This is a genomic window from Candidatus Latescibacterota bacterium, assembly GCA_019038625.1.
Classification (GTDB): Bacteria; Krumholzibacteriota; Krumholzibacteriia; order Krumholzibacteriales; family Krumholzibacteriaceae; genus JAGLYV01.
The window spans coordinates 1-11,130 of the sequence record JAHOYU010000149.1 but is presented as its reverse complement, the minus strand read 5'-3'; the positions used below and the strand labels follow the sequence as shown (position 1 = coordinate 11,130).

The 11,130-nt window shown below is 49.2% G+C and carries 9 protein-coding genes; all 9 read left to right on the top strand.

All coding sequences use genetic code 11. From position 1 onward, the window contains the following. A partial coding sequence (locus tag KOO63_11440; protein MBU8922420.1) for a PhoH family protein occupies nt 1-750 on the top strand: 750 nt, incomplete at its 5' end. After that, complete coding sequence (locus KOO63_11435; GenBank protein ID MBU8922419.1) at nt 743-3,037, top strand: HDIG domain-containing protein; 2,295 nt, start codon at nt 743-745, stop codon at nt 3,035-3,037. The genes KOO63_11440 and KOO63_11435, both read left to right, overlap by 8 nt. Then, on the top strand, nt 2,985-3,449 hold the full coding sequence (ybeY, locus tag KOO63_11430) for an rRNA maturation RNase YbeY (protein ID MBU8922418.1): 465 nt from the start codon (nt 2,985-2,987) through the stop codon (nt 3,447-3,449). Before KOO63_11435 ends, ybeY begins: the two co-directional genes overlap by 53 nt. A gap of 17 nt (nt 3,450-3,466) precedes the next feature. Beyond that, nucleotides 3,467-4,717 carry a hemolysin family protein gene (locus tag KOO63_11425; protein MBU8922417.1) on the top strand — a complete coding sequence of 417 codons (1,251 nt, stop codon included), beginning with the start codon at nt 3,467-3,469 and terminating at the stop codon, nt 4,715-4,717. 68 nt (nt 4,718-4,785) lie between these two features. Next, entirely contained in the window at nt 4,786-5,424 is a 639-nt protein-coding gene (locus KOO63_11420; protein MBU8922416.1) for a DUF502 domain-containing protein, read from the top strand. Between the two features lie 74 nt (nt 5,425-5,498). Continuing rightward, entirely contained in the window at nt 5,499-6,857 is a 1,359-nt protein-coding gene (gene mgtE, locus KOO63_11415) for a magnesium transporter (protein MBU8922415.1), read from the top strand. Between the two features lie 16 nt (nt 6,858-6,873). Then, on the top strand, nt 6,874-7,623 hold the full coding sequence (gene recO, locus KOO63_11410) for a DNA repair protein RecO (GenBank protein MBU8922414.1): 750 nt from the start codon (nt 6,874-6,876) through the stop codon (nt 7,621-7,623). Beyond that, entirely contained in the window at nt 7,620-8,525 is a 906-nt protein-coding gene (gene glyQ, locus KOO63_11405) for a glycine--tRNA ligase subunit alpha (protein MBU8922413.1), read from the top strand. The genes recO and glyQ overlap by 4 nt, the downstream gene beginning before the upstream one ends. Next, nucleotides 8,522-10,687 (top strand): glycine--tRNA ligase subunit beta, encoded by a 2,166-nt coding sequence (gene glyS / locus KOO63_11400; protein MBU8922412.1) that lies wholly within the window; start codon nt 8,522-8,524, stop codon nt 10,685-10,687. Before glyQ ends, glyS begins: the two co-directional genes overlap by 4 nt. Nucleotides 10,688-11,130: the final 443 nt, after the last annotated feature.

The following is an 11,130-nucleotide window of genomic DNA, read 5'->3' as shown; positions in this document are numbered from 1 at the left end:
CTGGACGGATCGGTCGTATTCTATTCCAGTGTGAAGCGCAGGAAGATAGTGCCCCGGAGCGTGAGGCAGAAAGAGTACGTTGACGCGATAAGAGATTACGATGTAGTCTTTGGAATAGGGCCCGCAGGTACGGGCAAGACTTACCTGGCGATTGCCATGGCACTCGCAGCTCTAAAAAGTGGCGAGATAGAGAAGATCTATGTTTCGAGGCCGGTAGTCGAGGCGGGAGAAAATCTCGGATTTCTGCCGGGAGACCTCAAAGAAAAGATCGATCCGTATATCAGGCCGATATTCGATGCATTGACCTATATGGTCGGCAGGGAAAAGGTCGATAAAATGATTGATGCCGGGGTACTTGAGATAGCGCCGCTCGCCTATATGAGGGGCAGGACCCTTAACAGCGCTTTCGCGGTACTGGACGAAGCCCAGAACAGTACGGTCACCCAGATGAAGATGTTTCTCACAAGGCTGGGTGTGAATTCAAAAGCTATTATAACCGGTGATATAACACAGATCGACCTGGTGGACCCGGCCATGTCCGGGCTGGTCGCGGTAAGGGATATCCTGAAAGATGTGGAAGGGATAAAGTTCGTTACTTTCGGTGAAGAGGATGTGGTCAGACACAGACTTGTAAAAAGGATAATCAAGGCGTTCAGCGCCCTGAGTCCAGCTAACCGTGCGACTTCCGGCCCTGATAAGCGTAGTTCAGGGGACAACACGAGGCCGGATCTGGAGGAAAACGATGGCTGATCAGACTTCCGGGGGAAAAGAGAACGGAAAGTCCTGGGTTTTTTCAGGGCTTTTAAAAAAGCTGATTCCACACAGTCTCGACCTGAACGGCAGGATCCTGGCTATCGCTGGCGCAGTAGTGTTCATCATCCTGTCCGTGCTGTTGTTTCCACCGACGAGAGAAAGCAAGGAGATCCAGTTCAACGAAGGTGAGATCGCCGATTCGGACGTGATAGCCCCATTTAATTTTGTTGTTCCGCTGAGCAAGCAGGAGATCGAGATCAACAGGGCGAAGGCCGCAGTAGAAGTCCCACCGGTTTTCTGGACGAAAGAAGAGGGAGTCCGGCATCTTCCTGCAGATCTGGAAGGATTCATTGGCAGGATAGGCTCGATAGCTTCAGCCGACACCCTGAGCTCGGAAGAGAAGATATCCTGGATCAAGGATATGGCTCCGGGTCTCAGGCGGGATCCTGTAGAGCTTCTGCTTGACAGGTCACTCAGAAGGAAAATGCTTTCGGAAGGACTTCGGCTTCAGAGGCAGCTCTTTGAGAAGGGGATCATAAATGACGCCAGTCCTCTGCGCAGGAGAGATTATCCACATATCACGGTTGTTTCAGGAGACACGGAAAAACTGATCCTGTCATCCCCGGTCATAGAGCAGAGCGCTCTTGAATCGGTGATTATCGAAGAAGCAAGAAGAGTCTTTCGAAACGATGATAAAGCTGTCGAATTGTTCTACGATATTCTCAGATCTCACTTGATGCCCAATCTTGTCTATGACCACAAAGAGACTCAGACACGGCGAAATATTGCCATGGAAAAGGTAGCTGAAGCATTCAGGGTCTCAGATAATCAGCGGATAATCGCGAAGCACGACAAGGTCACGGCAAGGCAGGTCGATATTCTCAAGGCTCTCGAGACAAACAGGGTCCGTATGGAGATCGAGACTTCCTGGTGGAAGAGAGTGCTTCTCTACGTCGGGAAGATCATGAGGATTCTGAGTCTTATTATCGTTCTGGGGATAGCCCTTATGAAATTCGACAGATCGGTGCTGCTTGAAAGAGCCAGGCTGGGACTCGCGTTCATCGCGATCGTGTTTTATCTTCTCCTAATGGCTCTTGTGATCAAACTTCCATTTTTAAGTCAGTATCTGATCCCTGCCGCGTTTGTCCCTCTTGTGACCGCGGCCTTCTTTGGCCCGATGACTGCCCTGATATTTACTTTCTTCGCCGCTTTCATGATGGTCATCCATGCGGATCTGTCCGCAGGCTTTGTTTTCATCTCCGTGCTTGCGGGAGTGGCCGCTATAATATCGATCTCACAGCTGAGGGAACGGAAAAACTTCTACACAATATTTCTCTACATCTCGATAGCGTACATTATCGGAATCGTGAGTTTTGGACTTGCTGAAAATATTACATTCGCTGGATTTCTCAAGGATGCTATCTGGGGAATAGCGAATGGGTTCGTCTGTACTATCCTGATAATGTTTCTACTTCCGATATTCGAGTCGCTTTTCAGTGTGACGACAAATTTTACATTGATGGAACTCAGTGACCTCAACAGGCCACTTCTCAAGAGAATGATAATGGAAGTCCCCGGTACTTATCAGCATTCCCTGATGATCGGGAACATGGTAGAAGCGGCCGCGCATGACATCAGGGCAAATGGACTTCTTGCCCGCGTATCGGCATATTATCACGACATCGGCAAGCTGGCCAAACCGGAGTATTTTTTCGAAAACAAGGGCGACAACCTGAACAAACATGAAAAATTGTCACCCACGATGAGTGCCCTTATCCTGGCCTCCCATGTGAAAGAGGGAGTGGAACTCGCTAAAAGCGAAAATCTGCCCGATATCGTAATAGATGGAATAAGAGAGCATCACGGGACCACGGTAATGGCCTATTTTTATAACAAGGCTCTGGAATATGATTCTCACGACAGCGTGAACATAGATGATTTCCGATATCCCGGCCCGAGGCCGAGGTCGAAGGAGACCGCTCTGATCATGCTGGCAGATTCAAGTGAAGCTGCTGTCAGGTCGCTCAAGGAGCCCAATGCTCCACGTATCAGAGCGATGATCTCAAAGATCTTCGCGGCCAGGATGAACGATGGTGAACTTGACGACAGTGGCCTGACACTGAACGATATCTCCATAATCAAGGAAAAATATATCCAGCTTCTCACCGGCATTTTCCATCCACGTATCTCATATCCCAAGCAGGATGAAGAAGAAGCGAAGGAAAGATCAGATGAAGACAATCCAAAGCAGCCGCCCCAGAGTGACAGGAAGAACAGAGTTTAACAGGGCTTCTGAAGATATTGCCAGACTGGCTTCGGGATTTGCTCCCCGGAACACGATTGTAGAGATAATCCTGGTAGGGGAAAGGAAGATGGCCTGGCTGAACAGGAATTACAAGGGAAGAAAAGGGGCAGCTGAGATACTTACTTTCAGTTATCTTGATGAAGAAGGCACTCTTTCTCCCGGCGGTCCGGCCGGCGAAATCTATCTCTGCTGGAACAGACTTGTTGCCGGAGCTGCGAAAAGAAGGGTGTCCCGGCACTCGTGGCTTCTCAGGCTGATAGTTCACGGTCTATGCCATTTGCGAGGGTTTGTTCATGGTAATGAGGTGGAAAGCCGGAGAATGGAAAAAGCCGAGCGCCGTCATCTTGATGGAGCGGTTCCTGTTCGGACCCTCGACAGAATGTTCGAATGACCCCCCGGAGTGAATAGATGGACAGCATTACTATCCTGGTTGCAAGAATTTTTATCTTTATCACCGCACAGATTGTGATCGCTGGTGCTATGACCGCCTTTCCCGTGCTTTCAAGGATGCATGAGGAGAAGGCTTTTCCCGGGGAGTCAAGAGGAAGACGTATTCTCAGACTCCTTCACAGGGAAAGACTTCATCTCCTGCTCGTACTATTTCTGCTTGAAGCTCTGCTGATAATAGTGGCGACCGTCAATCTTCCCGGCCTGTTCAGTGGTCTCCTGCACCCCGGTGGTACGAACAGGATTACAACAGGATTTATTCCTGCGTTGCTCAGTGCGCTGGCTATCGCGGTTTCTTTTATTGCTGGAGCGGGGTTTGCTACGAGGAAACCGCGAATGGTAGCGGTCCTGGTCTCCTACCTGGTGTTTCCATTTTTCCTTCTTCTCAAGCCTTTGAGCGTGTTTCTGTTGAAACTCGTATCAATTCCTTTTCCCGATCTTCCCGCCGAAATAGCTCTTCCACTGTTCCTGCTTCCAGGTAGCGGTGAGGGCAGCGAGGGCTTTATAGAGAAGAACGGCAGCATGCTTGTAAGAAGTATCGTAGAGTTCGGGGAGAAGAAGGTCAGGGAAGTGATGGTTCCAAGGATCGATGTCTTCGCTATAGATTTTCAGGCCGATATCGAGGATATACGGGAACAGGTATCCGAGGCAGGGCATTCAAGGGTGCCCATCTACGATACGAGTATCGACAGGATACTGGGAATTCTTTGTGTCAAGGACCTGGTCGATACTTCATGCGAGGATGAGAGTGACGATATACGTCGCCTGGTGAGGGAGCCTTTCTTTGTTCCAGAAGGAAAGAAGCTCGAAGAACTGCTTCGGGAATTTCAAATGATGAAAAAACATCTCGCTATTGTCGTTGATGAATATGGAGGCACTTCCGGAATAGTTACTCTTGAGGACATCCTTGAGGAGATAGTAGGGGAGATAAGAGACGAGCACGACCAGGAAGGGCCTCTGGTGCGTGCGATGGGAGAGAATATATATTCTGTCGAGGGTCGGATCAATCTGGACGAACTCGATGAATTGCTGGACATCTCTCTTCTTTCCGATGATGTTGATACTCTTGGAGGTTTTATCTTTGACCTTCTCGGCCGCGTCCCCGAAGAAGGAGAAGAGATAGAATATGAGGGGATGGAGTTCAGGATCGACCGCCTGGAGGGCCAGAGGATCGCGGAAGTAGTAGTAAGGCTTCCAGGGAAAGAAAAATAACGAGACTCTGATATCTGTAACAGAGGGTCTTCGGGAAATATGGATGGAATTATGACTGGAGATATGAAATGGGCTGGCTGAGAAGAAAATTTCTAACAGGACTGGTGATCCTTCTGCCAACTGTCCTGACAGGATGGATCCTGTACAAGATCTTTGTGTCGATGGACAATATCCTCAGGCCCGTCGTAGAGAAATATTCTTTCCTCGATATCCCAGGACTTGGACTTATTGCAGTTACCATTCTCATTCTTGTGGCTGGTGTCTTTGCAGGTAATTTTATCGGCAGAAAGATCCTGAGATGGACAGAGGGCTTTGTCACCCGGATCCCCCTTGTCAACAGGATGTACACAGCTATAAAACAGACAAGCGAAGTCTTTTTGCGGCATGAGAGGACGGTATTCAAGGAAGCCATTCTGATCCAGTATCCAAGGCCAGGGATATTTGTCGTCGGATTCGTTACTTCTACCTGGGTAACAAGGATCGGTGATGGTCCGGAGAAGAAATATATCAATGTCTTTATGCCTACTACTCCGATCCCGACTTCAGGACTTTTCCTGATGATCCCTGAAGAGGAAGCCATTCCCCTGAATGTCTCAGTAGAAGATGCTCTCAAGATGGTCATATCGGGTGGAGCGGTCATTCCCCCTGTGATCATCGATAGAGACAGGACGAGCAGCCAAGGTCCCCCGGACCCTGAAAAGGCCTGATTGTCAATAAAGCCTTGACTTTGGCTGTGTTTTAGCCTCATTCTCATCCTTCCAGAAAATGCAGAGGTAGCATCATGGAAGAAAAGCCTGATCAGATAGCTGAGGCTATCGAGACAATAATCGAAACAGAAGATATGTTGGCCCTTGGAGGAGTCCTTGAAGGCCTGAGGGCACCCGATTGTGCTGATGTCATATCGGCTCTTCCTGAGGGATCATGGGAAATCGTTTTCAGGGTACTCCAGCCGGAAACGGCGAGTGAAGTCCTTACTCTCGTCGATGAGGGGATAGCACGGAATATTCTGGAAACTCTTTCTGTCGACGAGGTAGTCCCTCTTATCGAGTTCATGGCCAGTGATGATGCCACCGATATAATCAACCTGCTTCCAGAAGTAAACGTACCACTTGTCCTCCACAAGATCAGTCGGGAGGATTATGAGGATGTAAGCGAACTTCTCAAGTTCGACGAGGAATCAGCAGGCGGATTGATGGAGAGAGAACTTGTCACCGTGATGACGGGGATGAAGATCTCGGATGTGATCGGAGTGGTAAGGGCCGTAGGAGAGAAGATCAAGCATATTCAGAATATTTTCGTCATAGACCGGAGTAAAAGGCTTCTGGGCAGTATCCCGGTGATCGACCTGCTTATCGAGGATCCTGATAAAAGGGTGGAAGAAGTGATGGATAAGGATTTCCTCACCGTGACTGCGGAGACTGATCAGGAGGAAGTGGCGGCACTTTTTTCAAAATACGACCTTTACAGCTTGCCTGTCGTGGATTCTTCAGGTGTGCTTGCTGGAAGAATCACTGTTGACGACATTATCGATGTAATCGAAGAGGAAGCCAACGAGGATATAACGATGATGGCCGGTACGGGTGAGGAGGAGTTCTGGGAGAGGTCTCCGGTCAGGTTATCGAGAGCGAGGCTCCCCTGGCTTCTTACCGGACTGTTAGGCGGGATCGCTTCTGCGATGGTGATGAACAGTTTCAAGGAATCACTCGAATCGATTATCGCTCTGGCTTTCTTTGTCCCGGTGATAATGGCGATGGGAGGCAATGTCGGTATACAGTCATCTGCCATCGTCGTGAGAGAACTTGCTGTCGGAGGGCTGAGTATCGCCAACACCGGAAACAAGCTGATCAGGGAATTGAAAGTCTCGCTTATAAACGGTGTAGTGCTTGGATCGGTACTGCTCATCATGGTTATGCTGTGGCAACAGAATGTAAGGCTTGGTCTGCTGCTGGGATTCTGTATGTTCATCATCATATGCTGGGCGACACTGATGGGAGCCCTGATCCCACTGTTATTAAAAAGAGCGAATATCGATCCGGCTCTTGCTACCGGGCCTTTCATAACGACGGTGAACGATATCGTCGGTATCCTTGTATATCTCGGTATAGCTACGGTCTTCCTGAACTGGATCGGAACTGGTTGACGTACTGGAGGAGTCTTTGAGCGGGATATCGAGAGATCGCGCAGTGATCCTCAAGAGTTTCGATTATAGTGAATCAAGCATCATCGCAACAGCTTTGACGAAATATCATGGCAAAGTAAGCCTCCTTGCGAAAGGGGCCAGGAAAGCCGGGAGTCAGTTTTACGGTTGTCTGCGAACCGGGAACACAGCCGAGATACTGTTCTATGAAAAAGAGCAGAGGTCTCTGCAGCTTCTGAAAGAAATTGCGGACATCCACGCTTTCGATTCGAAAAGTGGTTGCCTGGAAAGTATCTGTATCTTTCAGGCGGGACTCGAAGTGGTCGATCGGGCGGTGGTGGACGCTGGTACAGACGGCGGCCTGTTCGATCTGCTCGAAGAATTTATCCTGAGTCTCGATCGGTGCAAGGATCCCTGGACGCTGTTCTTCGCGCTGGAGGCGCGAATGCTTGGTTTTGGAGGTGTATTTCCTGCTATGGATGAATGTTCGAAATGTAAAAAAAGTCTTGCGGGATCAGGCATTACGATTAATCCTTCCAGTGGCTATGTTTCATGCCCGGAGTGTGGGGAAGCCGGAATATCTCTTTCCAGCCAGTCTGCAGGATTGCTGAGAGAGATGATCGAAAGTGGTACAGGTGGCCTGGCCGAAACGAAACTGGACAGAGTGATCCGTCAGGAAATAGGCAGGGTCCTTCACAGGTTCTTCGTTTTTCATGTTGAAGGATACAGGCTGCCTAACGCTTTGAAGATCTTAAAAGGAGTTGAATGAGTTTGACATTCCAGGAACTAGTATCGACACTCGGACAGTTCTGGCTGGAACAGGGCTGTCTGATAATGACCCCCTATAATTCCGAGGTCGGTGCGGGAACTATGAATCCTGGCACTTTTCTCCGTGTCCTCGGCCCTGAACCGTGGAAGGCCGCCTATATCGAACCCAGCAAAAGACCGAAAGACGGCCGATATGGCGAGAATCCGAACAGGGTGCAACAATTCAATCAGTACCAGGTCATTTTGAAACCAGCTCCGGAAAACGTCATTCCGCTTTATATCGCCAGTCTGGAAGCGATCGGTATCGACTCTTCAAAACATGATATAAGGTTGCTCGAAGATGACTGGGAATCTCCCACTCTGGGAGCATCCGGCCTGGGATGGGAAGTCTGGTTGGACGGGATGGAGATAACACAGTTCACTTACTTTCAGCAGGCCGGGGGACTTGAGCTGAACCCGATATCAGCAGAGATCACATACGGACTCGAACGAATATGCATGTACATACAGGATGTCGATGACATTATGGAGATAGAATGGGGTAATGGGATCAAGTGGGGTGAATTGAACAGAGTAGCGGAGAAGGAATTCAGTGCGTTCCATTTCGAGGCTGCTGATCCATCACTCTATTTCGAGATATTTGAAAAATATCAAAAAGAGGCGTTGCGGATGCTTGAGGCGGACCTGATCCTCCCTGCTTACGACTATGTGCTGAAGTGTTCACATATATTCAATATCCTCGATGCAAGAGGGGCAATCAGCGTAACGGAAAGAACGAGCTATATAAGCAGGATCAGGGACCTCGCGCGAAAGACAGCCTTCAATTATGTGAAGCAGAGGGAGGAACTTGGATTCCCCCTGCTGCGTGGTGACGGGCAGAGCAGGAGAAAGGAAAGCCGATGAAAAAAGAGCTGCTTATCGAGATCGGCTGTGAAAACCTGCCGAGTGGATATATTAACGGGGCGTTGAGACAACTTGAGGGATCGTTCAGTGACGGTCTTGAGTCTGAAAGAATAAAGTACGGATCTATCTATGTGAGTGGGACTCCCAACCGCCTGGTCGTGCTTATTCGTAATATCGACGAAAAGCAGGAGGCGGTTGAAGAGACGGTTATGGGCCCCCCTGTGTCAGTCGCGGTAGATGAGGACGGGAATTTTACAAAAGCAGCAGAAGGATTTGCCAGAAGAGAATGTGTCGAACCCGACGATCTCAGCAGGATCACAACCAAGAGGGGCGAGTATCTAGCCGTTGTCAAAAAGATCAAGGGGAAAACTACAAAAGAGGTATTGATCGATAATATTCCGGAATGGATATCCGGCATCCGTTTCCCCAAGGTCATGAAGTGGGATGATAGCAACTTCCTTTTCGCCAGGCCCGTACGGTGGATACTGGCATTCCATGGAGGGAAGGTCCTGCCGTTCAAAATCGGTTCGGTCTCATCATCATCTTCGACACGGTTATCACCTTATTTTGAAGAATTCACGAAAATAGGCGGAATTTCGGAATATTTTGAATTCTTGAAGAAGAACGGGATTATTCTCGATCATGAAGAGAGGAAGAGACGCGTCTCGAAGATGGCGGGTAAAACTGCATCCGGAGCGGGAGGGAGGCTTGTGCAGGATGAAAGCCTCAGTGGGATGGTTGCAAACCTGATCGAGTCTCCAGTAGTCATGTCTGGCTCGTTCGATCCATCGTTTCTGGGATTGCCCAGAGAGGTCATCGTGACGGCGCTGAAGAGTCACCAGAGATATTTTTCAATAGAGGACGAAAATGGCGACCTGCTACCTTCCTTTGTCGCATTTGCTGACGGTGCACGTAAGAACAAACAGAAGATAACAAGAGGGTATGAGCGAGTATTGCAGGCGAGACTCGCGGACGCACGGTTCTACTTCATGGAAGACACTTCACATCCGATCGAGGAGATGGCCGCAAAGCTTGCCGACATAGTGTGGCTGGAAGGGTTGGGCACTCTCGAACAGAAGTCGGAGCGGATCGAAAGGCTGTCCGGATGGCTCGGTTCCACCTCAGGGCAATCGAAGGGTGAGCATAAGGAAAATATCGCTCGCGCAGCTGCGTTGCTGAAGGCTGATCTTGCAAGTGAGATGGTAAAGGATGGAAAGGAATTCACTCTGCTCCAGGGATACATAGGACGTGAATATTCACGGATATCCGGTGAGGCTGAGGAAGTATCCATGGCGATATACGAGCACTACTTTCCAAAATATTCCGGAGACAGGCTTCCCGAGGGAGAGGCTGGAACGGTCCTGTCCCTTGCTGACAGATTTGATACGATAATGGGTTGCTGGATCCAGGGTCTCGGTCCGACCGGCAATCAGGATCCATACGCGCTCAGAAGGCACGCAATAAGCATTCTCCGGATTGCTATCGAGAGAAAACTTGAAATAGATCTTCCAGAGGCGATATCCAGAAGCTGTAAGGAGTTTTCCGATCTCGGACTGGTCCCGGACGACTTCGATCCTGAAAAGGTGACAGGTGAGGTGAAGGAGTTGTTTTCCCAGCGATTCATCACTATGCTTCGCAGTCAGGATTTTGATCATGACATAGTATCCTCTATCATGATGTCTCCATGGACTATTCCGTTTGCTGCTCGTGATATGATAGGAAAACTTCAGGAGATGCGGAATGATGGTTCACTTGGGGATTTCATCCTTGCCATGAAGAGGGTGACGAATATCATCCCCAAAAAAATGAGGGAGAAGATCACGTTCGAATCGGGGTTAAAGGCCCTGCGCTGTCTCTCTGAAGGTAAGGGTGATGGTTGTGGATTCTCCCAGTCGTTATTCACCGAGAAATCCGAGACCGGACTTTTTGCCTCTGCCTCAGAGGCCGGATCAAGACTTCTTTGCCTTGACCTTCCGCGTGAGGGAAGGTCTTCAATAAAAATACTTGCCGGTCTGGTCCCCGCGATCAATATATTTTTCGACAAGGTTCTGATCAACTGTGAGGACAGCAAGACGAGGGAGAACAGGATCGGGTTGTTGAAATGTCTACATTCTGCTTTCGGGCTGTTCTGTGATTATTCGCTGATCTCCGGTGAACAATGATACAGGCCACTGCCTCCGGTTTTATAAGATAGCGATGGATGCCATAGTGGCATGTCGTGGATATTTGCGGGCTGGTTTCGGCAACCTGGATCATTTTATAAAGTACTTGCCTCTTGACTTTTCCAATTTCACATGTTACATTATTAACAGTCTCGGAAAGGATTGAGGTCTACCCGTCCGGGTAGCCTTACCAGTAGAAGGGTTTCACCCACGCCGACCGCGTTGGAGGATCAGGCTTACTCGACACAGGTCCAAAACTCAAACGGGAGGGTACCCTTCGTCAGCTGTTCGGATCGATATCCGAGGAGGTGAGCATCTCTGCGATTCGAAGGTAAGGCTCCACATCTCTTTCTCTTCTTTAACATCCGAGTAATATAATTCAATTGGACTATTCTCTTAACGCTGGGGGGAATAAGATAATGAGGAAAGCCTTAGTATTACTA